Here is a 21,439-nt window from a genome sequence, read left to right as displayed (position 1 = left end):
GAGGTTCTCTCGATCGAGACCGAGTACGTCACAAATCTCGGTCATGTACTTCAACCGATTCGGCGTTTCACGGTAGCTGTGACCTTCTTCGAGCCGAAAACAGTGTAGGACGACATGGACCCAGCGGGCGAACCCGCCGCTGGCGGGCTCGCCCGCGTGCTTCCCCAACGCTTGTTTGGCTAGGTCACGACACTGCTCAATGAAGTCGAGGAGATCGATTTCCATAGGACAGAATCGAATTCCTCGGCTTCATCCTTCTAAGCCAGTGATATCGGCTGATTAGATCGCTGTTCAACAGAGCAGTGTGAACAACACTGCAATCAGTGTAAATAAGTGCTGTGGCGGGCCTCCTGAAGCGGATCGCCCCGGAGTGATCCGGGTATCTTCGAGCGAACCGGTTCTCTACAGGCGGAGCAGGCCGAGTGCCTCGGGGCGTGATCCCGAGGCGGTTCACAGGGGCCGCCGTTCGAGTCACTCGTCTGCCGATACCGCTTCGCCGTCTTCCATCTGCCATTCGAGTTCGACTTCTAGCTCAGCCTCGTCGTCGGTGACCTCGTACTCGACTTCCAGTTCGAAGCGCTCTGGTACCGCCACCGTGAAGCCGTTCTCTCCTTCGATGTCGATCGTCCCGTTCTCGACACCGGCAGCGACTTCTCGCAGGATCTCCGCACCGTCTCCCCGGTTCATCACTCGCTCACCTTCGCGTTCCGTCTCGTTGTCTGTCGAGTCCGCTTCGGTCTCAGGGTCTTGTTTTTCGTCTGTCATACTGAGTCTATAACGGCTGCCGATAAAGTCTATCGGGCTTCGTACCCAGGTTGTTCGGCGGTGGTCACCACTGCCGTCAAGACATGACCGAGAGGTCTCGCAACGATGCTGAATGGGGTTCTACTACCAACTCTAGCCGCCGTCGACCTGTCGACCTTCCCGATCACCGAGTTCAAACCCAGAGAGATCGACGGGGTCATCGGCGGTGTTCTCGAGGTCCGACTCGAAGTCCGCCATCAAGGCCCCAGCGACATCGGCCCGCGAAAGTTCGTGACCGCGACGGTTCTCGAGGTGGTTAGTTAATCGGGGGTTCGCACGTTGGAGTGACCTGGAGTCGAGAACAGTGTTCTTTCCAAGCTTTTACACAGTATTTCGAGAGTGTATCCGTTATTTGTTCTGAGAGACGACAACCGCAATATGGGCTCGTATGTAGGAGTAGACTGGGCGTCGCGGGGCTGGCTTGTCGTGGAAACGGACGGCCATGAGTGGACGGCACGAATGCATCCCTCAATCCACAGTGTCTGGGTCACGCATCGGGATGCGAACTCGATTTTGGTCGATATCCCGATCGGGCTGCCTGAGGACCGACGACGCGAGTGTGATCGAGAAGCGAAAGAGTTCCTCGGCTCAGAACGGGCACGGAGTGTCTTCTGGACGCCCTGTCGAGCCGCTGTTGAAGCTGACACCTACGACCAAGCAGCCGAAGCGAACGAAGCATGCCGCGGCGACGGCCTCTCGAGTCAGGCATGGGGCCTTATTCCGCGAATTCAAGAGGTCGACCGCCTTCTCCGAGACGACGAGAACGCCAGGGAAACGATACTCGAGTCCCATCCTGAAGTTTGCTTTACTACCTTCAACGAAGGCAACCCACTGAACTCCAAACACGGTCGTGCAGGTGAGGACGAGCGTGTTGCGTGTCTGGAACAGGTAGATGACTCCGTGCGAGAGACATTCGAGAGTTTCGTCTCCGCGTATATTGAGGACCAACCTCCCTGGGCTCGACGAATAGGGACCTCAAATAGAGACGATCTGCTGGACGCGATGGCGCTTGCACTTACCGCGAAACTGGGGGATACAAATTTCGAAACGCTACCAGACGATCCACCGGTGGATCAAAAAGACCTGCCACTGCAGATCGTTTATACTGATATGTAGTGGAAACGACCACAGGTCGGGTGACCCGTGGTACTTTATCGCGATTGGTCGTGTTTCTCGAGTGATCCGTTTCGCCCCTCCGAAGTCGGACGGGCAGGTCCAATACCGCTGTCCTCGCGACACCCAGCCAAAGAATTTCAACTCCACCTACCGTACGTTCCGGTATCATGTGCTTCGAGAGGGATTTCATTCTACGACGGAAACGACGAGACGTACCTTTCGACGGAGCGATTCGAACTGAAATCGGCCGACACGTGGACTACCTCGAGCCGACCCAGCTGGGTGACGGTCGACGATGCTGAGTCCAGCTCGCGTCGACGCAGTCATCGATCTCGCGTACGGCGCGTTGATCATTCTCTCGATCGGCCTGATAGCGACGCTCGACACGAGGGTCGGGCTCGCGTTCGGCGTCGGCGTGTTCGTCTCGTATGTTCTTCACGTCGTCTGGAAGATGGCCCGGTTCGATCCAGACTGGATGACGAAAGCGGTCGAGGAGACGGTCGAGAAACAGGTCGAAGACGTCCAGACACAGGTCGAACAGACTGTCGGTGAAACGGTCGAAGAACAGGTCGAAGATGTCCAGACACAGGTCGCACAGACAGTCGGCGAAACAATCGAAGAGACCGTCGGCGAAACGGTCGAAGAGACCGTCGAACAGACCGTCGGCGAAACGGTCGAAGAACAGGTCGAAGACGTCCAAACGCAGGTTGAGGCTGTCAACGAGCGAGTCGACCGTCGCCCTCGAGAGGACGAAGTCGAGGAGATCATCGAGGAGTCGGTCGAGGACGAGTCGGAAACCTAGCGGCGCGAACGTTCACGAGACGTCACCGGACGATGGTCACCGGGACCGGAGACCGCTTCGAGACCGTCTCGGCGATGTTTCCGACTAAGAATCGGCGCGTTGCACGGCTCCAGTCTTCGCCGTGACTGCCGACGACGACCGTGTCGTACTCCTCGGCGCGGTCGATGATGTTGCGAGCCGGATGTCCGATGCCGACGATCGTTTCGATCTCGCGGTCGCGTTCGGCTGCGATCTCGCGAGCACGTTCGAAGACCGACTCAGCACGCTCGGCTGCAGCGTCGTCGAGGTCATCCTCGAGGGTAAGACTCACAGCGTCGCCCATCATCATCGACGGGACACCGACGGTATGAAGCACGGTAACCTCGGCGTCGGGATGGTTATCGAGCGCATACTCGAGAGCGTGGCCGGCGTGTTCTGAGTCGTCCATCGGAACCAGAATCTTCGAGAGCATGCGCCGAGATACTGCCTCCAGTGACGTAACGTTAAGCGACGCCCGGGAGGATCGAGAAGAACGCGTACGCGAGGATCGTCGACATCGACGGGCCGATGATCCACATCGTGACGTATTTGATGATCGCGCGGGGGTTGAAGAGATCCCCGCCGTGAAGCACCTCTTCGGGCTCAGGTTCGCCGATGTCGGGTGCCGTCTCGCCCGCCTTCTCTTCGGCGACGATAGCGCCCAACTCGATCTCGGGGTTCTCGACATCACGGGCGACCGCCTCTCGGACCGTGATCGGACGGGTCGCCCGGCCCCAGCCGATGCCGACGATCGTCATCACCGTTGCCATCACGAGGCTGATCGGGATGCCAGCCCACGAGAGCAGCGTCGTGATCGTGGACGCGGTCACCATGACGAACAGCGCCGCGAGGAGCGGGATATCGCTCAGTTCGCCGCCGACGGAATCCATCGTTCGCCGCGCGATCGTGAAGCCGCCGAGTCCGATCGCGAGTGTCGCGACGACGATTGCAGTGTCGGCGTCCAGTCCGCTGGCGGTCCCGACGAGCGGTGCAGCGGCGTTCGGGACGTTGCTCGCGCCGGCGCTGAACGCCATGTAACAGCCGATAATGAGGACGACAACCGTCGTGACGAGCTCCTGCCACGTCGTGTTCGGGCCCAGTGTCGGCGTCGGAACCGCGCCGCGACGATCGAGGCGCAACAACTGTCCCTCGGACTTCTCGATCTGCACTCGTCGATTGACCCACGAATAGATGTAGCGGCCGATCAGTACGCCGATCCAGAGGCCGATAACCGGCGTCACGATCCACCAAGTGATGATCCCCGCGATCGTCTCGTAGTTGAGCGTCCCAGTCGCAAGTCCGAGGCCGGCGATCGCGCCGACGGTCGTCATCGACGTCGGGACGGGGACGCCAAAAATGTTAGCCACGAGCATCCCCAATCCGATGAAAAAGAGCACACCGACACCGGCGGTCAGCGTGAGGTCCATCGTGACGATCCCCTCGCTGAGCGTGTCCATCACGTTCCGACCGACGGTCCAGCCCCCGAAGAAGACAAAGAACGTCATGACCGCCGCCGCCGTCGTCTTCGTTACGATCCCAGCGCCGACGGACGGTCCCCACGTGATCCCCGTCGACGACCCGCCGATATTGAAGCCGACGAAAATCGACGCGACGACTCCGACCAGCAGCACGGTTTCGACCATCGGCCGGCAGTACACCGCTGCTCGTGAAATAAGTGCTGGCAGTATGTAACACAGAACTCGGAGGAGTGATCTGTGATTGGTACGTGCCGTCGATCAGTAGGCTCTGTCCGAACTACTGTACTACTGTCGGAATTACTGTGGTAAATAGGGCGGTGTTAATTTATATGTATTTCCGTGTGAGCTCCAATCAGACACCGGACCAGACGTGTTGGTACTTTCCACTCGTGAGATCTCGAGCCGGTGATTCGGCCGCCAGCTCGACGGTCAGGTCTTGGACCCCGTATGTATCAAAGAAGACCACAAGAGCTGAATTGACCCTTTCCCACACCGCCGCTTCGTTGGCATCGGCCTCGACCTCGAGGCGAACGCTGACCGTCTCTGGGCCGGTCTTGACGATCTGAGATCGATGGACGCCTGGGACCTCCTCCACAACGGTCGTGAGTGGGAGCGGAAAGATCGGGATTTGTTCGCCAGCGACCGTTTCGAAGTGCAGAATATCACCCTGCCGACCCTCTACCTCGATCACCGGGAAGGCGCTCCCACAGGAGCAGCGTTCCTCGTACATGGTGATGCTGTCGCCGAGATCGTATCGGACAATGGGCTGAATTCGGTTTGCCAGGTTCGTCAGGAGAACCGTCTCGGATGGGTCCCCAACCCCGACAGGCTGATAGTCTGCGTCGACCGGTTCGAGAACGAGCCAGTCAGTATTGGCGTGTAAGTTCCCGTGATCACACTCGACAGCGATGCTATAGAACTCCGTCGCACCGTACACCTCGCGGACGATACAATCAAACGTCTCGCGGAGGCGGGCCTTCTGGGCTTCCGTAATCGGCTCGCCGCTGGGTACGATGAACGCTGGTGAAAGGTTCAATCGCCCGGCCCGCTGCTCTCGCTCGAGCTCCATGAGGACCGTCGAGTATCCGACCAAGATCGCTGGCTGAAACGCGTCGAGTTCCTGGATGATCTCCGAGAGTGGCCGATCCGGGGAGACGAGGCGCATCCGGTCGCGAAGAAACCGATTCTCCCTACGAAACATTTCGACGCCCGAAGCGGCGGCGAAGTGCCCGCCACCGACGGCAATCTCGGCGGTCCGTGCGTTGTGCGTGACGAGTCGTTTGATCGTCTCACGGTCGATGAAGGCAGGGGCCGACCATCGGTCACCGACCGAGTCCGTGGCCAGCAACGCCCAGTCGTCTTGTAGGAAGCTGCCCGGTTCGCCGGTCGTTCCCGAGGTCAACCACACTGGGTACCGGCCCAGAAATCGTTGGCCAATGGTCGCTGTTTCGCTCGTGAATGCCTTGACATCTGTGAATTCAACCGCCGTATCGGTCACCACTGAATCGAAGTGCTCCATCAACTGGGATTTAGTCACCGGCGGGAGCGATCGCAGGTCAGTGATCGGTCGCTCGACGTCTGCATACAGGTGCTTGTAGAATCTGGATTCGCGGATGACGAAGTCGAGGAGGTCCTGGAGACGTTGGTTCTGTCTCGCCTGGATCTCGTCGCGTGATGCGCCTTTCATCCGGAAGGCACCGATACGCGTGCGAACTTTATCCAGCGCCGAGGGCTGTTCCATCGTCTACTCCTTCGTCAATGAGGAAAATAAAGCCCTCAACCCGATAAGTCCCGATTCCATTCACTGGCTTGATTCCGTTGGATCGGACGGAATCTGGCCGAGCTGTTGCAGTACACTGAGATAGTCAAAATTATCCCACTGTTCGATTATCGTTCCATCCTCAAATCGGTAGATCGAAATTCCCGAAGCCTCCCATGACTTGCCGGTTGGTTCCTCTGTCAGAAGGGACGGGCCGGTGTTGGTCCCGGCCATCGTGTACCGCAGAACGACCTTGTTGCCTTCGCCGACGACGTCCATAATCGCGAATTCGAAGTCTGCGTTTCCTGCTCGCACTGCCTCAATTGTTTCTTTCACATCAGCCAACTCCTGATCGCCCAGAGGACTGTGCAAGACGTACTCGGTCGAATAGACCTCATCGTATGCGTCCACATTGCCCTCGTTCCACGCTTCATGTTCTGACTCCTGCACAATTTGTTTTTGATCCGTCATCGTCGTGTCGCTCATGGAACTTGCATACATTGAACACACATATAGTACATCAAGAGGCTTCCACGTCCTGAGAAGCACTGGTCGCAGCAAATGAGAACAGCGTGGATAGCAGTATCATTCCGTCACCGTTGTGTTAAACTGGAAACAATCCTATGACGCCAGCTATTGCAACGATAACCCCAACGACCCCAAGAAGGCCGAGATACTTCAGTTTCTCGTGGTAATATTGGAAGTAGGACAGAAAGCCGAAAAACCCAAAGTAAAACAGAAAGAGTGGTTCATCAGTCGGGAAGGCCTGGAAGCCCATTAGTCCGAACAACCCAAAGAGGCCAAACCGCCAATCTTCCGCCTTCTCCGTCATAGACGATACTGTTCGGATCGCTTTCTAAAACCAGTTTCTGTTGTGAGCTAGATATATACACGAGTGCGACCGCAACTACTCCCACGAATATTCCTATCCGTCTCGAGCTGCCGACTAGCGGGAATTGGGTCCGCGTCGTCAAGGAGATCACTGGCTTCGATAGGCTTTACCACCATCTCACCTAGTCAATACTATGAGTCAGTTCGACCGGACGGTCGGATCCAACGCGGAATCGGGGACGGATTCCGATCGTGACACCGAACCGGTGACAGAAGCGGAATCCGTCACACAGACCGAATCACAGCTGCTCCCTGCGGACGTGTTTGCAACGCTCGGTAACGAGACACGGGTCGATATTCTTCGGTCACTGCTCGAGCTTGGGGCAGACGACTCACCGGTCAGTTTCACCGACCTATTCGAGGCGGTCGATATCGAGGATAGCGCGAATTTCAATTATCATCTGCAGCAACTCACGGATCACTTCGTTGCGCAGATCGACGAGGGCTACGAGTTCCGCTACCCCGGACGGAAGGTCGTCAGCTCGATTTTCAGCGGCACGTTTACCGAACGTGCTGAGCTGGGCTTGTTCCCCGTCGACGGCTCGTGTTACTCGTGCGAGAGTTCGCTTCAGGGACGGTACGTCGACGATACGCTCACGATCGGCTGTACCAACTGCGGGACGATCCAGGTGAGTTATCCGTTCCCGACTGGCGGACTCGACGACCGATCGACCGACGAACTCCTTCAGGCGTTCCATCACTACGTGCGGCATCACTACTGCCTCGCTACCGATGGCGTCTGTCCGGAATGTACCGGAACTGTCGAAACGGATCTCGTCCACGGGCTGGATGCAGACGATCAGGATGTCGCTGTCGAACATACCTGTCAACGGTGTGGCTACCAGTTACAGTCAACCGTCGGCCTCACGCTGCTGGATAACGCCGACGTCCTTGTGTTCCATTCTAAGCGTGGCGTTGATCTGAATACTGAACCGTTCTGGCACTTCGACTGGTGCGTGAGCGACACCCGGACGACGATCGTCTCGGATGATCCACTCCGTGTGCAACTGGCACTCCCCTGTGAGAACGACGAGATCCAAGTCCTCGTCGACGAAACCGGCTCTGTCATCGGGACGGCGATCGTCGAACACCTTCCGCGGTAGGGGTCATTCGACGGTCTTCAGTAGCTGAACAAGAATGCGGCGAGTCGAAGCAATGCCCGCCGTATCGAGTGTCGGTTACTCGAACTGTTCGACAGCCTGTTCATAGCGTGCCGACGGCTCCTCCCAGTCAACGACCTCGAAGAAGTTGTCGATGAAGTCACCACGTGCAGGGCCGTAATCGTGGTAGTAGGAGTGTTCCCAGACGTCCAGCGCGAGGATCGGGTGGCTTCCCCAGAGTGCGCCCTGGTCGTGCTTATCCACGACGACGTTACGGAGCTGGTTGCTAAAGGAGTCGTAAACGAGGAGTGCCCAGCCGCCTGCGGCGGATGCGACACTCTCGAACTCGCCTTTCCAGGCTTCGTAGGAGTCGAAGTCCTCCTCGATACGATCCGCGAGGTCTCCCTGGGGCTCGTCGCCACCGTCGGGGCTCATCGACTGCCAGAAAAGGTCGTGGAGGATGTGACCCGATCCATTGTGCGTGACGTTGCGGATCGCGCTCGGCGAATCAGAGAAGTCACCTTCCTCGCGGTTCTCCGCGAGCGTCTCCTCGGCACTGTTCCAGCCGTTAACGTAGCCCTGGTGATGCGTATCGTGGTGCCAGCGCAGAACCTGTTCGCTGATGTGTGGCTCGAGTGCGTCGTAGTCGTACGGTAGTGGTGGAAGTTCGTAATCGCTCATATGACGTGCAAATCTGACTATACACGGAACAGGTATGAAGATTCTCTGTATAATATTCAAGTAATAGAAGTATCATTTCTACGCTTCATATTTAGGGAGGTAATTCGCCAGCATGGTCCGTTCGTCCGTTAGCTTTGCGTCAGCGTTTCCCGCTTTGAAATCAGTACTTCACGAACCAGGTCCTCGTGGATTACATCGTCTGCTTGTCCGATAGTAGATACACCTCATGCAAGCATATTTTTCAACTAACCAGCTTCGTGAAGTACTGAAACTTACTTGTCCCGTGGGTACTGAACACTAGAAACTCAATGGTCGAGATTCCCGATTCCCTTTGCTCTCTGTTCAGCGCCCCAGTCAAAAAGCGAAATGGAACATACGTTGTTGAAGTTCCCTCGAGTGAAGTCGATCACGAGGCGTTATCAGCTGACGAAACGTATCGCGTAGCGATTCTTGCGTCTCCTGCTTCGACAGAGTCATCGATGCAACAGGGGACACAGCAATCCCCCTCTCAGGAGCCCGTAAGCCACACCCCATCGGGACCTCCTGTCGAGGAAGGCGAAGTGCGCGATGTGACAATCGAGACTGTCGGCGATCAGGGCGACGGCATTGCAAAAGTCGAACGTGGCTACGTCGTGATCGTCTCTGGGGCCCAACCTGGTGATGAGCCTACCATCGAAATCGAGCAGGTTCAGGAGAACGTCGCGTTTGCGAGTATTGTCGATAGCGACCCGCGAGCACTCTAACGAGTATAGTGCGAGTTCCACGGGTCACCTGACCCGTGGTCGTTTACTAGGAACCCGCCGGAACCCGCGCTAAGTGCATGTGTGAACTTCGTGTTGCTACTTCTACCACCTACCAGAGATGTTGGCAGAGTCGCACTGAATCGAGAGACGCGGATGTGGTGCAAGATTCGGTGACGAGTATGGTGTGGAAGGATAGAGTACGGCCTCGATAGCGTCCCAACCAACTAGAGACACTATCGAGAAACCGGTTTAGCAGGGTGCTGGCGCTTGTCAACACCGGTTCGCAATTCCGGAACGACATCCATCACGGCACATTTATATATTAGTATACATAATGCTTAACAATCATTGTTGCGTGGTAACAGTTGTGATGCAAGCCGTACTGCTAGAAGAGTTCCAAGAGCCGCTAACCGTCCAAGACGTCGAACGCCCTGAACCTGAACCGGATGGTGCCGTTGCCGAAGTGATCGGCTGTGGCATCTGCCGATCCGACTGGCATTGCTGGCAGGGTGACTGGGACTGGTTTGGCTACCGACCCGACCCCCCACACGTTCTCGGCCACGAGCCGACCGGCCGTATCGTCGCCGTCGGAGAGGACGTCGAAAACATTGAAGAGGGACAGGAGGTCGCCATCCCGTTTAATTTTGCCTGCGGGACGTGTGACCTCTGTCGAAACGGCCGAGAAAACATCTGTGAAAACCACATCGGTCTCGGGTTCATGAACGAGGCACCCGGGGCATTCGCCGAGGAGGTACACATCCCCAACGCGGACATCAACGCCGTTCCGCTTCCGGACGGTATCGACGCTGAAGCAGCTGCCGGGATGGGCTGTCGGTTCATGACGTCCTTCCACGCGATGGCTCACCGGGCACCGGTACGCGCCGGTGATGATGTCGTCATCCACGGCTGTGGCGGCATCGGGCTGTCAGCAGTCCACATCGCAAACGCCCTCGGGGCGAACGTCATCGGTGTGGACCTCATGGACGAGAAACTGGACCGAGCAGAAGAACTCGGTGCCGTTGCCACCGTCAATGCAGCGGATGTCGACGACCCTGCTGCTGAGGTCAGAGATATTACAAACGGTGGCGCGGACATTTCTGCGGACGCACTCGGAATCGAAACGACGTGCCAGAACGCAGTGAACTCGCTCCGGAAGGGCGGAACACACGTCCAGATCGGGCTGACGACCAGCGATGAAGAAGGGATGATCCCACTCCCAACAGACGAGTTCGTCGCCAAGGAAATCGAGTTCAAGGGATCGCTCGGGCTCCAGCCCTCGCGGTACAGCGAAATGCTCGATATGGTCGAGTCAAGCAAGCTGGATCCGACGGCACTGGTCGAAGAAACGGTCGACATCCACGAGGTACCCGACGAACTGGACGCAATGAGCGATTACAACACGATCGGCATTCCCGTCTGCAACGAGTTCAGCAGCTGATCCTCCGGCCACTTTCACCACTTTTTCGACAAGCGTACGTGTGATAGGCGGACACTTGTCAGTGACCGCTCGAGCGCCAATCAAAATCACTCGTCAGGAACCACGGCCGGATCACCGAGTCGAATCCCCATCGGGTCCGGTCCGGGCAGTTCGTGGCCGTGGACGTAGCCGAGGTACAGCGCGCTATTGACGATTCCAATGTGGCTGAACGCCTGTGGGTGGTTCCCGAGCTGTGTGCCAGTCTCGGGATCGATCTCCTCTGCGACGAGCCCCAGCGGACTCAGGTACTCGAGCAGTGACTCGAACCGTGACCGGGCGTCCTCGACACGCCCGGAGAGCGCGAGTGCGGTGACGAACCAGCACGAACAGAGGACGAACGCGCCTTCGTTGCCAGGGAGCCCATCATCACCATGGTAGCGAGCCACGAAGATGTCGTCCGTAACCAATCGCTCGTCGATCGCATCGATCGTCTCCTGGACGCGCTCATCATCGAAGGGCAAAAAGCCGACGACCGGTAGCAAAAGCGCCGTCGCATCGAGCACGTTCGTTCCGTAAGACTGGACGAACGCACCGATCTCCTCGTCGTACCCGTTCTCGAGCACGTCCGCTCTGATCTGCTCGCGAGTCTCCAGCCAGCTCTCGAGCGGGGCGTCCCGATCGCGTTCACGAGCGAGTTCGATCCCGCGGTCGAGGGCGACCCAACACATCACTTTCGAGTAGACGAAGTGTTCGTTCCCACCGCGGACCTCCCAAATACCCGCATCCGGTTCGTCCCAGACGTCGCACACGTAGTCGACGATGTCCCGGATTCGAACCCATTCGTCGTCGTTCAGTGCTCGACCACGCTGGCACATTTCATCGACGGCCAGCAGGAGTTCACCGTAGATATCGAGCTGTCGCTGCTGTGCCGCTTCGTTGCCGACCCGCACCGGCTGCGAGCCGCGATATCCCTCGAGGTGCTCGAGTTCTCGTTCCTCGAGGTCCGCCTCGCCGTGAAGGCCGTACAGCGGCTGAATTGTCTCGGGATCGGCCGTCTGACAGAGATCGACGAACCACTCGAAATAGTCGATCGCTTCCGTGACGGTCCCGAGGTTCATCAGGGCCTGGACGGTGAACCCAGCGTCGCGAAGCCAATTGAACCGATAGTCCCAGTTGCGGACGCCGCCGATGTCCTCCGGCAGCGACGTGGTCGGTGCGGCGGCGATCGCTCCCGATTCGGCGTGTGTCAGGAGCTTGAGAACGAGCTCCGAACGAACGACGGCGTCGTGCCAGGGCCCTTCGAATGCACAGTCGTCCTCGGGACCGCAGCTATGTCCCCACTCGGTCCAATACTCGATCGTCTCGTCTAACGCGGCGTCAGGGTCTGTATTTGCGTTTTCGGCACCAGTACATCGGAACAGGACCCACACCGTCTCGCCCGCCTCGAGCGAGAACTCGCCGGTGATTCGCCCGGCTTCGATCTCGAGGTCGACCGCAGTCTCGAGCAGTACCCGCTCGGTCTCGCCAGTGGCGAGAACACCGCCGTCGACGGAATCGAGCGTCGTCGCTGCGCGACCGTAGTCGAACTGCGGCTCAAGGTCGAGTTCGAGATCGACGGCCCCGTCCGTACAGGTGACTTTCCGGTAGAGGACTTTCTTCGGCTGGTCGATCTGTCCGGCCGGCGGCATGAAGTCGGTCAGCGTCGCTGTCCCGTCGGACGTGTGGAAGCTTGTCTCGAGGACGTTCGTATCGTCGACGTACCGCCGGTTCGTCTCAAAACGGGTGGTCGGTCCGATTCGGAACCGCCCACCACGTTCGGCATCGAGGATCGCGGCGAGGATACTCGGCGACTCCAGATGTGGGAAGGGAAACCAGTCGATCGAGCCGTTCGGTGCAACGAGCGCACACGTCTCGAGGTTGCCGATGACGGCGTAGGACTCGATCGGCAGATACGTGCTGGGGTCAGCCATTGTCACCACCAACGACACGGCCCAAGACGTCGAGCGAGGCACAACCGAACCAGGGACAGCGGGACATGAGATCCTGTTCGAGGGCAAGCACAAAAAAGGCGAATTACATGTGGCGTGAGATACGTGACCGCCGAACAATGGGACAGACGGCACTGCCTGAACTGTCTGGGTCGATCAGAAATATTTAAACTCATAACCGGAGCAACGCGCTATCCGCGACCGCCAGCCAGTCGATCTGACTCCGGCAAGGACCGTAATCGAAGCATCGAGAGCGTCCCGATCAACGGCCCGATAGCGAGCGGGATGAACGCCCACCGCCAGCCGACGGCACGCTGGACGACGGGAATGAGCTGAATCGACCCGATGGTGATCAGAAAGCCGATAGCGGTCTGCAGCGTCAGTGCAGAGCCGACGTAGCTATCGTCTGCGAGTTCAGAGATCGCCGCGGAGAACTGCGCGGAGTCCGCGACGATGAAAAAGCCCCAGACGAGCACGAAGGGGGCGACGACGGTTAGCGACGAGCCGTAGACCACGCCGGCGAGCAGACACGCACTTCCGGAAACGACCATCGACACGCTGGTGACGACGGATCTCCCGGCGCGGTCCGCGGCCGACCCCGCGATCCACGCCCCGACACCGCCAATCGCGATCGTCCCGAACGCAAGCAGTGCCGCGTATCGCTCCGGGTTTGTCGTTCCGCTGGCCTCGAGGCTGGCGAGGAGATAGACCGGAATCCACGTCCAGACCGCGTAAAGCTCCCACATGTGGCCGAAGTAGCCAGTGTTTGCGAGGACGACGCCGCGGTCGGTCACGATACGGCGGATCGCGCTTGGATCGAACGGTGCTGTTTCAGGCTGATGAGGTCCGTCCTCGTAGGCCAGTACGAGCAGGCCGCCGACCGCTGCGATGGCGGCTGTTCCGTAGAGGACGACTCGCGGCTGTCCGATCCCACTAACCGCTCGAAGAAGATGCGGCGAGGCTGAGCCGACAGTGAGCGCGCCGACGAGGACGCCGATGGCGAGGCCACGTCCCTTGACGAACCACGAGGCCATCATCTTCATCCCGGTCGGGTAGACCCCGGCCAGCGCGACGCCGGTGAGAAAGCGCAGGACAATCGCCGACACACCGCTCTCGACGACGCCAGCGATGAGGGCGGTCGCCGCCGCACCGGCAAACGCACAGCCTGCGAAGAGATATCGTGGTCGGATCACGTCGGCGATGGTGAGCGAAGCCGAGAGCAGCGCTCCGACGACGAATCCGAGTTGGACGGCATTGGTCAACCACGCCGTCTCGGCCGGCGTGAGATTCCACATCTCGGCCAATTCAGGGCCGACGGCACTCCCACTAAACCACAACGTCATCGCGAACAGTTCGGCAATTCCGACGAGAACAAGTGCGCGCCACTTGGTACCAACAACCATTGACATCTCCCGATACACAACGGATGACTAATATAAAAATGTGGTCGCTCAATCAGGTAGTTTTCAGAAACGCTGATTCCATGTGACACTAACCAAGTTGCGCCACCCGTCGGCTGTTTCATGCAGTTTGCTGTCACTGTGCCTCGACACATCCGCACGACGAGGTTCGGGTGCATCGGAGCTAGCTGACGAGGGTCCGTGTCAGCTTCGGCGTTGAACTGATTTAAGAACGCGGGAGTTCGGCGTTTTATTTCGCTGCAGATCCGTTCGACAGCGTTCCGAGTTCCGTGTCGTTCGTATCCAAAATCGAGAGCTGGTCGAGACTCCTACCGAGACACGCGTTTTCTGGCATGGGTGCACAGAAAGCGTGACGTCTCTCCCGTCACTCCGTATCTGAACAGCGCCGTTCGGACGCTCACTTCCGAAACGTCACGGCAGCCTCGTTCAGCCGCGCTGCAATGCGGCTCGCGGTGATCCGCAGCTGCTCGCGAGCGGCACCGCCGTCGGTCCGACAGGCAAGTGGGGGCGCTCTATCGCCCCGCGTTCGCTCCTCGTGGGTCCGCGGTAACTCGAGGCGGCCGACGAGGGGAACGTCGATGCCGGGTGGACGCACCGGTTCGCCGTCACCGTCCATCGTCCCGAGGGCCGGCTCGAGTGGGATACGACCGAGAACGGGAACGTCGAACTGCTCGGCCAGATCGTCGGCACCGCCGGTTCCGAAGATATCGTGAAGGGACTCGCAATCCGGACACTCGAACCCGGCCATGTTCTCGACGATCCCCAACACCGGCGTGTCGTGACGTGCGAAACCGACGAGGCCACGAGCAGCGTCGTCGACCGCGACTTCCTGTGGCGTGGTCACAATAACAGCGCCAGCGACGGGGAAGTGCTGCACCAGTGAGAGGTGTGCGTCCCCCGTTCCAGGTGGCAAGTCCACGATCAGATAGTCCAGTTCACCCCACTGAACGTCGCCGAACAGTTGTTTGATGAACTCGTCGACCAGTGGGCCGCGCCAGATGATTGGGTCGTCCTCGCCGGTGATGAACTCCATGCTCATCGCCCGAACGCCGTAGGACTCACGCGGGACCATCTCGTCGTCGCTCGTGGCGTTGGGTTGTCGCTCATCGAGGCCGAGCAGCGTCGGCGCGTTCGGCCCGTACACGTCGGCATCGAGCAGGCCGACGGCCGCGCCCGTATCCGCCAGCGCGACCGCAAGGTTCGCCGCGATAGTGCTCTTGCCGACGCCACCCTTGCCCGATGCGACGGCGACGACGTTTTTGACGCCGGGAAGCATGTCGATTCGCTCCCCTCGATCGGCAGCGCTGGCTCGGAAGTCGACGTCGACCGACTCGACGCCAGCGACGGACTCAGCGGCAGCCACCACGTCCGCGGCAAGTTGCTCGCGGAGCGTCTCACTCGGCACCGGAAGAGAAATCCCGATCGACGCCACGCCGTCGCGCACAACAATGTCACCGACGCCATCGATCGCCATGAGATTGGCATAGAGGTCCGCCGTTCCCACGTCCGCCGAGGCGATTGCCTCCTGGACGGCCGCGGCGGTATCGTCCCTCCGTCCGGCGTCGGCTGGCGCTGTCGGCACCCCCTCGTTCTGCTCAGCGTGAGGAGTCTCGTCGGAATCAGCCATCGCAGGTCAGTCCTCACCCTGCGGGCCGAACTCGTCTGGGTCCCATCGCTGCTCGCGACCGATCGGGCCATCCAGGTACCAGGCATCGTCCTCGTCGGGGTCTGACGGCGGCGCGATCGGTCGTTTGAGCCACTTCGGCCGGCGCTTTCCGTCTGGCCCAGCTGCCGGCTGGGTCTTCTCGACCCACTCACGGTAGATCTCCATGGCGCGGTCGGTATCGACGTAGACGTCGCCATAGTAGTCGTCCGCTTTCGCTGACCGAACCCGGACTTTCTGGTGCCAGCAGTGCATTCCCGAAATCGGGTCGGGATGGGGCGCGTGCGTGAGGTTCTGTGGAACGCCGCCGTCGGTCCACCAGACCCTCGCGGAGTCGGGATCGTCACTCTCGAACGGCTCGATGCCGGACTGCTGGCGCATTCCCCACTGGCTATCCTCGTCTTTCAGATCGACCGTGACCTTCCCGTAGGGATCGCCACCCTCGTCGAAGTCTCCGTCAGCCTCACCGTCGCCGTCACGATCGACTTTCCACTGACCCATATGGTGGCTCATCGCTGCGATACCGGGCTTGATCGACTCAGTAACCCAGACCTCGTTGACATAGTAGCCGATCTCGGTCTCCACGCGCACGAGGTCGCCCGTCTCGACGCCCAGTCGCTCGGCATCCGTACGGTGCAGCCAGACCGGGTTGTTGTGCGAGATTTCCTCGAGCCACTTGGAGTTCGACGAGCGGGAGTGGATCGCCGTTGGCAGACGGAACGTGGGCACGAGTACCATCTCGCCGTTCTCGTAGTCGATATTTTCGGGGTGGACGTGGCTCTTCAGGTAGTGAGGAATCGTGTATTCCTCGTCATCCCACCCCCATTCGGCGAGCGTCTTCGAGTAGAACTGCTGCTTGCCAGTCGGCGAGGGGAACCCACGTTTCGGTTCGCCGTCGACGAGCACGCCGAGCACTTGGGTCTCGAGGTCCGCGAGAGAGCCGTGCGGAACTGTATCGTACCCTTCAGGATGGTCGGCTCCCTCGTCGATTTCGGCTGACTGCGCCGTCCCTTCGGGGATCGAGACGTCGTCGTCCTCGTCGAGCAATCGGTGGATGGTCCCGTACTCGTCGACAAACACGCCGTCTTCCTCGAGCAGCGCCGGATCGAGCGGCTCCTCGTGGAGTTCGTAGTCGTTCTCGCTGGCCTCGAACGCCCCGTGGTGTTTCATGTACTCGAGGGGTTCCATGCCGGCTTCCTCAGCCGCCTCGACGAGGTTCTCCTCGTGCTCGAAGACGTAGCGGTAGTACTCGTCGACAGTCATCTGGGGCGGTTCGTCGGCGGCCCCGTCACTGCTCGGTGCTCCCCGATCGGCCACGCTGTCGTCTCGCTGTGTGGCCGCACCGCCGTTTGCTGCGGCCGTCTCGCCATCTCGATAGGGGCTCTCGAAGTGCTCCCGGATACCTAGCTCGCCGTCCTCGTCGACGCGCCAGGAGAGGTCCATCCAGAACTCGTCTTCCTCCCAGACCTCGCCAGGGTTGGCCTCGTAGGTTCGCTCGATGTCTTCGCCCTCGCGTTCGGCGAACTCCCGCTGGACGGGCTGGCGGTACGTGACCCACGTCGCGGCGTGGGTCTCCTGACTCTGGATGTCGTGGCGTTCGGGACTGTGGCCCATCGGCAGGACGTAGTCCGCGAAGTACGCCGTCTCGTTCCAGGTGGGCGTCAGCGCGACGTGCATCCCGACTTTGTCCTCGTCGCTCAGCGCCTCGATCCAGGAGAAGCCGTCGGGATAGGTGTAGACGGGGTTGAACACGCGGGTGAAGTACACCGACAGCTTGCCGCGACCCTCCTTGAGGAAGTACGGCAGGAGCTGGCTCATCTCGTAGTGGGCGAACGGCCACTCCGGCGGTAACTGAAGTTCGTCCCAGAGCTGCTGGCGCGGTGGCTCCTTCGGGAGCTCCGGCTCGAACTTGTGCCAAGCGTTGGGCGAGGTGCCGCCTTTCGTACCAACGCTGCCGGTGAGCACGGAGAGGAAGTGCAGCGCCCGACTGACCTGCCAGCCGCCCTCGTTGCCAGACGCCGCAGAGCGCCAGATATGGCTGGCAAAGCGCGACCCGGCAGTGCCGATTTTCCGGCCTACTTTCTCGATGGTCGCGGCGTCGACGCCGCTCTCGGCCTCGGCGTACTCGGGTGTAAAGCCCGCGTACGTGTCCCGAAGCACGTCGAGGTACGTCTCGAACGTCCGCTCGCGGTCGGGATGTTTCTCATCGAGGAACTGCTGCCAGTTCACCCAGTTGGAGAGGAATTCCTCGTCGTAGAGTCCCTCTCGAAGGATGACGTTCGCCATCGCCAGCAAGACCGCGGCCTCGCTGCCAGGCTGGGTGGGCAGCCAGTAGTCCGACATAGCGGCGGTGTTCGACAGCCGCGGATCCAAGACTGCGAGCTGGCCGCCCTCCATCACCCCCTCGATGATGCGCTGGGCATGGGGATTGAAGTAGTGGCCGGACTCGAGGTGAGCGGACAACAGCAGGATGAACTCGGCGTTGGCGAAGTCCGCGCTCGGCCGGTCGTACTTCTGCCAGAAGGCATAGCCCGCCCGGGCACCCGCCGAGCAGATGTTCGTGTGGGAGTTATGTCCGTCCAGCCCCCAGGCGTTGATGACCCGGTCCATGTATCCTTCGTGGCCGGGCCGGCCGACGTGATAGGTGATTTCGTTTTCGCGACCGTCGGTGATGGTCTCGCGCATTTCGCTAGCGATGTCCTCGAGAGCGTCGTCCCAAGACACGCGAGTCCACTCGCCACTCCCGCGTGGGCCGTCACGCTTGAGCGGATAACGGATGCGCTGAGGGTCTTTGATCTGGTTGATCGTTGCCGGCCCCTTCGCGCAGTTTCGCCCCCGGCTCCCGGGGTGTTCGGGATTGCCCTCGATTTTGCGGATGTCGCCGGTCTCCTTGTCGATGTAGGTGAGCAGCCCACAGCCGGCTTCGCAGTTGAAACAGGCTGTCGGGACGACCGAATACTCCTTCGGGAGTCCCTCGGACTCGTACTCGACCCAGTCGTGCCACTGGTCGGGGTCGGGGTACGAGCCGAGTTCACCCTCCGGAGCGATACGGTCGATGCCGTCGACGCCGCGACGTTGACGCTGTTTTTTCGTGTTCTCGGTGCGATTCGAAATGACGCCGAGTCGTTCGGCGAGTTTCTCGATGCGGCTCGGATCGAATTCGTGTCCCATGATCAGGCGAGTGAGATCGTCTGCGGAGCGGTTATCCAGCAATACTCGAAGGCGAACAGCCCGACAAGCGCGAGCGCGCCAGCCACCGCCGCGAGGATCGGTAACCCGACGGCCAGCGCCGCAAGCGGCAACAGGATGCCGACAACGACGCCGCCGATCCAGAACGCCGTCCGGAACCGGCCGCGAGTGATGCGCGCGGCGGCCTCTTCGGCGTCCTCGGTCTGATGGGGTGTGAAGATCTCAGAGGCAACCAGCACGGCATGGCCGACGAGGCCGGCACCGAGTGCCAGCGCCGCTGGTCCGACCATTGCCTCAAACCACGGCACACCTGCAACGCCAAGGACGGCCAGCGTCGCGCTGCCTGCGATGACCGACTGCGTGAACATGTGCAGCGGCATTGCGGGGCTCTGCCAGAGGTCGCGGCCCTTCGATTGGCTGAACAGGAACGCCGTGTAGACCGCCGTCGCCGCACCGAGGACAGCAGCCACACCAAGCGAGAGCGGGGTGACAATGGCCTCGATTCCGAGAAGCGCCCCCAATACGACGAGCCCGAGGTACGCGCCAGTTGCGGAGATGATGTAGGCACCCTTCACGAGCCAGGAGTTCCAGTTCGGCCGCAACAGCACCCAGTGGAACCGCGTCGGCTGCTCGAGGTCCAGGATGAGGAGAACACCGGTCGCCGCCAGAAACAGGCCGCTGACGAACGCGCTCGCGCCGAAGGCGGCCACGTTAGGGTCGACCAGTCCGAACAGCATGAACAGCGCCGGGAGCATGAGCATCCCGGCGGCGATTCCCTTCGTCCAGGTGTAGGAGTACACCTCCCACCCCCAGGAGCCATAGTGGCTCTCACCGATGTCGTAAACCCGCGTTGCCTCCTCGTGGAGGAGTTCATACGCGCGCTCGGTGCGACTCGCGTTGCCCTCGTCGTCGCGCGTCCGTCCGGACGGTTCAGTGGCGTAGCCACCGTCGGATTGGTAGCCACCGTCTGACTGCCGGTCTGCGGTCCTGGTGGCTTCGGACCGCTCGGTGGTCTCTCCGTCGCCACACGCACAGGAGTCACAGCCACACTCGCCCCGCCCACCGTCCGCGCGGGCCTCCGAATCCTCCGAGCTGTCGGCACTGCCAAGCGAGACATCGGACGCCGCGAGCGACTCGGCTGCCTTCTCGAGGTCGAAATCGGGAACCGAGCCGCCCTCGGTCTCGACCTGATGGGGCGCGTCACTCCACATGTAGTGTTCCTCGCGGGCGGTCGTCCCCGGGGTGGTACTGCCTTCGTCGCCGTCGACGTAGAACAGCTTCGGCTCCGTCCCCTTCTCTGGTTTGCGGGCCTGAACTTCTTCGCGGGAGATCGTGCGAGCGATTTCAGTGTCCGGATTCTCGAGATCGCCGGCGAGAATCGCGTCCTCGGGACAGACGGTCACGCAGGCGGGCTCGCGCCCCGTGTCGACCCGGTGGCTGCAGTAGTTACACTTCGCTGCCGTCTCCGAGTTTGGATCGATATAGAGCGCGTCGTACGGACACCCCTGCATGCAGGCCTTGCAGCCGATACAGCGCTCCGGATCGAAGTCGACGATGCCGTCCTCGCGTTCCCACAGCGCCGTAACGGGACAAACATCGGTACACGGAGAGTCCGCACAGTGATTACACCGCATCACCGAGAAGTTTCGATTCGTATTGGGAAACTCACCTTTTTCGATATACTTGACCCACGTCTTGTTCACGCCGATCGGATCGTCATGTTCACCCTTACAGGCCACCGTGCAGGCATGACAGCCGATACACCGCCTGTTGTCGATAACGAAGCCATAGTTCGTGATGGAGACCACCTCTGTTGGTTCGTGGCAACAATCAACGTGCGTCAAGATAACACTTAAAACTTGCGCGGATTGCACAATATACCGAAAGAAGAGCATTTCAACCGGCGAGATGACCTGAATCAGCGCCATTGCGTCTCGCCCGTCATCCGAACACCGCTGTCAAAGAGAGACGATACCGCCGCGAATACCAGTGTCTGCGGTTGAAAATATCACTCAATTTTCAGAGGGACGAAACTTTATCGACCTGTGCGCGATAGATAACGCTGTACGAGGCCGGCAAGACACATGAGTACAGACTACGACATCACCGAAACGGTCGACGTCAAAGGGTTGAATTGCCCAATGCCGGTTGTGAAGGCGAAGCAGGCAGTCGACAGCCTCGAGTCGGGAGACGTTCTTGCGGTCATCGCGACCGACCCCGGAAGTATGTCCGACATCAAAGGGTGGGCGAGCTCGACGGACGGGGTAGAACTTCTCGAACAAGCCGAGGGCGACGAAGACGGTGAGACCGTCTATCGGCATTACGTCCGGAGGACAACGACATGAGCACCGATTCGCCGACCGCGTTCG

At 60.1% G+C, this 21,439-nt stretch carries 19 protein-coding genes and 2 pseudogenes; 7 read left to right on the top strand and 14 right to left on the bottom strand.

Annotation, left to right across the window (positions count from 1 at the left end; translation table 11 throughout):
- Both BSG09_RS15180 and BSG09_RS15175 read right to left on the bottom strand, forming a co-directional pair.
- A pseudogene (locus tag BSG09_RS15180) lies at positions 1-225 on the bottom strand (IS5/IS1182 family transposase); the annotation flags it as partial.
- A 246-nt stretch (positions 226-471) separates the two neighbouring features.
- On the bottom strand, positions 472-765 hold the full coding sequence (locus tag BSG09_RS15175; protein WP_092934558.1) for an amphi-Trp domain-containing protein: 294 nt from the start codon (positions 763-765) through the stop codon (positions 472-474).
- Positions 766-870: 105 nt separating this feature from the next.
- Here BSG09_RS15175 and BSG09_RS20900 point away from each other — a divergent pair, with 105 nt between their 5' ends.
- The 3 genes from BSG09_RS20900 (at position 871) to BSG09_RS15165 (ending at position 2,722) form a co-directional block, all read left to right on the top strand.
- Complete coding sequence (locus BSG09_RS20900) at positions 871-1,068, top strand: hypothetical protein (RefSeq protein WP_175542219.1); 198 nt, start codon at positions 871-873, stop codon at positions 1,066-1,068.
- Between the two features lie 114 nt (positions 1,069-1,182).
- Positions 1,183-1,920 (top strand): DUF429 domain-containing protein, encoded by a 738-nt coding sequence (locus BSG09_RS15170; protein WP_092934556.1) that lies wholly within the window; start codon positions 1,183-1,185, stop codon positions 1,918-1,920.
- Between the two features lie 295 nt (positions 1,921-2,215).
- Positions 2,216-2,722: a hypothetical protein gene (locus BSG09_RS15165; RefSeq protein WP_092934554.1), complete on the top strand. Its 507-nt coding sequence runs from the start codon at positions 2,216-2,218 to the stop codon at positions 2,720-2,722.
- A 22-nt stretch (positions 2,723-2,744) separates the two neighbouring features.
- On the opposite strand, the gene BSG09_RS15160 is transcribed toward BSG09_RS15165, so the two are convergent.
- From BSG09_RS15160 to BSG09_RS15140, 5 genes are all read right to left on the bottom strand, one after another.
- A complete protein-coding gene (locus BSG09_RS15160; protein WP_092934552.1) occupies positions 2,745-3,173 on the bottom strand; it encodes a universal stress protein in 429 nt (142 codons plus the stop codon).
- 31 nt (positions 3,174-3,204) lie between these two features.
- Positions 3,205-4,383 (bottom strand): inorganic phosphate transporter, encoded by a 1,179-nt coding sequence (locus BSG09_RS15155; RefSeq protein ID WP_092934550.1) that lies wholly within the window; start codon positions 4,381-4,383, stop codon positions 3,205-3,207.
- A gap of 187 nt (positions 4,384-4,570) precedes the next feature.
- Entirely contained in the window at positions 4,571-5,959 is a 1,389-nt protein-coding gene (locus tag BSG09_RS15150) for a phenylacetate--CoA ligase family protein (RefSeq protein WP_217650134.1), read from the bottom strand.
- Between the two features lie 60 nt (positions 5,960-6,019).
- Positions 6,020-6,463, bottom strand: a complete 444-nt coding sequence (locus BSG09_RS15145) for an ester cyclase (RefSeq protein ID WP_175542218.1) — start codon at positions 6,461-6,463, stop codon at positions 6,020-6,022.
- Between the two features lie 118 nt (positions 6,464-6,581).
- Positions 6,582-6,809, bottom strand: coding sequence for a hypothetical protein (locus BSG09_RS15140; RefSeq protein WP_092934546.1), 228 nt, complete (start codon positions 6,807-6,809; stop codon positions 6,582-6,584).
- Between the two features lie 193 nt (positions 6,810-7,002).
- Here BSG09_RS15140 and BSG09_RS15135 point away from each other — a divergent pair, with 193 nt between their 5' ends.
- A complete protein-coding gene (locus BSG09_RS15135; RefSeq protein WP_092934544.1) occupies positions 7,003-7,971 on the top strand; it encodes a winged helix-turn-helix domain-containing protein in 969 nt (322 codons plus the stop codon).
- A 75-nt stretch (positions 7,972-8,046) separates the two neighbouring features.
- Here BSG09_RS15135 and sod read toward each other — a convergent pair whose 3' ends face one another.
- The gene (gene sod / locus BSG09_RS15130) at positions 8,047-8,649 is read right to left on the bottom strand and encodes a superoxide dismutase (protein ID WP_092934542.1); all 603 of its coding nucleotides are present in this window, start codon (positions 8,647-8,649) and stop codon (positions 8,047-8,049) included.
- 308 nt (positions 8,650-8,957) lie between these two features.
- Between sod and BSG09_RS21755 the strand changes: the two genes are divergently transcribed.
- A complete protein-coding gene (locus BSG09_RS21755) occupies positions 8,958-9,392 on the top strand; it encodes a TRAM domain-containing protein (RefSeq protein ID WP_092934540.1) in 435 nt (144 codons plus the stop codon).
- A 370-nt stretch (positions 9,393-9,762) separates the two neighbouring features.
- Positions 9,763-10,830 (top strand): zinc-dependent alcohol dehydrogenase family protein, encoded by a 1,068-nt coding sequence (locus BSG09_RS15120; protein ID WP_092934538.1) that lies wholly within the window; start codon positions 9,763-9,765, stop codon positions 10,828-10,830.
- Between the two features lie 86 nt (positions 10,831-10,916).
- On the opposite strand, the gene BSG09_RS15115 is transcribed toward BSG09_RS15120, so the two are convergent.
- The 6 genes and pseudogenes from BSG09_RS15115 to BSG09_RS15095 form a co-directional block, all read right to left on the bottom strand.
- Positions 10,917-12,779 carry a glycoside hydrolase family 15 protein gene (locus tag BSG09_RS15115; protein WP_092934536.1) on the bottom strand — a complete coding sequence of 621 codons (1,863 nt, stop codon included), beginning with the start codon at positions 12,777-12,779 and terminating at the stop codon, positions 10,917-10,919.
- A gap of 209 nt (positions 12,780-12,988) precedes the next feature.
- Complete coding sequence (locus BSG09_RS15110; RefSeq protein WP_092934534.1) at positions 12,989-14,206, bottom strand: MFS transporter; 1,218 nt, start codon at positions 14,204-14,206, stop codon at positions 12,989-12,991.
- Between the two features lie 191 nt (positions 14,207-14,397).
- Positions 14,398-14,520: pseudogene (locus tag BSG09_RS21340) on the bottom strand (IS6 family transposase); the annotation flags it as partial.
- Positions 14,521-14,615: 95 nt separating this feature from the next.
- A complete protein-coding gene (locus BSG09_RS15105) occupies positions 14,616-15,845 on the bottom strand; it encodes an Mrp/NBP35 family ATP-binding protein (RefSeq protein ID WP_092934532.1) in 1,230 nt (409 codons plus the stop codon).
- A 6-nt stretch (positions 15,846-15,851) separates the two neighbouring features.
- Complete coding sequence (locus tag BSG09_RS15100) at positions 15,852-19,052, bottom strand: molybdopterin-dependent oxidoreductase (RefSeq protein WP_092934530.1); 3,201 nt, start codon at positions 19,050-19,052, stop codon at positions 15,852-15,854.
- Positions 19,053-19,054: 2 nt separating this feature from the next.
- Positions 19,055-20,878, bottom strand: a complete 1,824-nt coding sequence (locus BSG09_RS15095) for a 4Fe-4S dicluster domain-containing protein (RefSeq protein WP_092934528.1) — start codon at positions 20,876-20,878, stop codon at positions 19,055-19,057.
- A gap of 276 nt (positions 20,879-21,154) precedes the next feature.
- Here BSG09_RS15095 and BSG09_RS15090 point away from each other — a divergent pair, with 276 nt between their 5' ends.
- Entirely contained in the window at positions 21,155-21,415 is a 261-nt protein-coding gene (locus BSG09_RS15090) for a sulfurtransferase TusA family protein (RefSeq protein WP_092934526.1), read from the top strand.
- Positions 21,416-21,439 lie beyond the last annotated feature (24 nt).

Source organism: Natrinema hispanicum, from assembly GCF_900111485.1.
Classification (GTDB): Archaea; Halobacteriota; Halobacteria; order Halobacteriales; family Natrialbaceae; genus Natrinema; species Natrinema hispanicum_A.
The sequence above is the reverse complement of the archived record's forward strand: the minus strand, read 5'-3'. Positions and strand labels throughout refer to the sequence as shown.

Bases quoted from the DNA above. Each gene is read 5' to 3' on its own strand.
- BSG09_RS15175 (WP_092934558.1), bottom strand. From the start codon at position 765: ATGACAGACGAAAAACAAGACCCTGAGACCGAAGCGGACTCGACAGAC.
- BSG09_RS15100 (WP_092934530.1), bottom strand. From the start codon at position 19,052: ATGGGACACGAATTCGATCCGAGCCGCATCGAGAAACTCGCCGAACGA.
- BSG09_RS15105 (WP_092934532.1), bottom strand. From the start codon at position 15,845: ATGGCTGATTCCGACGAGACTCCTCACGCTGAGCAGAACGAGGGGGTG.
- BSG09_RS21755 (WP_092934540.1), top strand. From the start codon at position 8,958: ATGGTCGAGATTCCCGATTCCCTTTGCTCTCTGTTCAGCGCCCCAGTC.
- sod (WP_092934542.1), bottom strand. From the start codon at position 8,649: ATGAGCGATTACGAACTTCCACCACTACCGTACGACTACGACGCACTC.
- BSG09_RS15155 (WP_092934550.1), bottom strand. From the start codon at position 4,383: ATGGTCGAAACCGTGCTGCTGGTCGGAGTCGTCGCGTCGATTTTCGTC.
- BSG09_RS15090 (WP_092934526.1), top strand. From the start codon at position 21,155: ATGAGTACAGACTACGACATCACCGAAACGGTCGACGTCAAAGGGTTG.
- BSG09_RS15165 (WP_092934554.1), top strand. From the start codon at position 2,216: ATGCTGAGTCCAGCTCGCGTCGACGCAGTCATCGATCTCGCGTACGGC.
- BSG09_RS15135 (WP_092934544.1), top strand. From the start codon at position 7,003: ATGAGTCAGTTCGACCGGACGGTCGGATCCAACGCGGAATCGGGGACG.
- BSG09_RS15145 (WP_175542218.1), bottom strand. From the start codon at position 6,463: ATGAGCGACACGACGATGACGGATCAAAAACAAATTGTGCAGGAGTCA.
- BSG09_RS15110 (WP_092934534.1), bottom strand. From the start codon at position 14,206: ATGTCAATGGTTGTTGGTACCAAGTGGCGCGCACTTGTTCTCGTCGGA.
- BSG09_RS15140 (WP_092934546.1), bottom strand. From the start codon at position 6,809: ATGACGGAGAAGGCGGAAGATTGGCGGTTTGGCCTCTTTGGGTTGTTC.
- BSG09_RS15170 (WP_092934556.1), top strand. From the start codon at position 1,183: ATGGGCTCGTATGTAGGAGTAGACTGGGCGTCGCGGGGCTGGCTTGTC.
- BSG09_RS15150 (WP_217650134.1), bottom strand. From the start codon at position 5,959: ATGGAACAGCCCTCGGCGCTGGATAAAGTTCGCACGCGTATCGGTGCC.
- BSG09_RS15115 (WP_092934536.1), bottom strand. From the start codon at position 12,779: ATGGCTGACCCCAGCACGTATCTGCCGATCGAGTCCTACGCCGTCATC.
- BSG09_RS15160 (WP_092934552.1), bottom strand. From the start codon at position 3,173: ATGCTCTCGAAGATTCTGGTTCCGATGGACGACTCAGAACACGCCGGC.
- BSG09_RS20900 (WP_175542219.1), top strand. From the start codon at position 871: ATGCTGAATGGGGTTCTACTACCAACTCTAGCCGCCGTCGACCTGTCG.
- BSG09_RS15120 (WP_092934538.1), top strand. From the start codon at position 9,763: ATGCAAGCCGTACTGCTAGAAGAGTTCCAAGAGCCGCTAACCGTCCAA.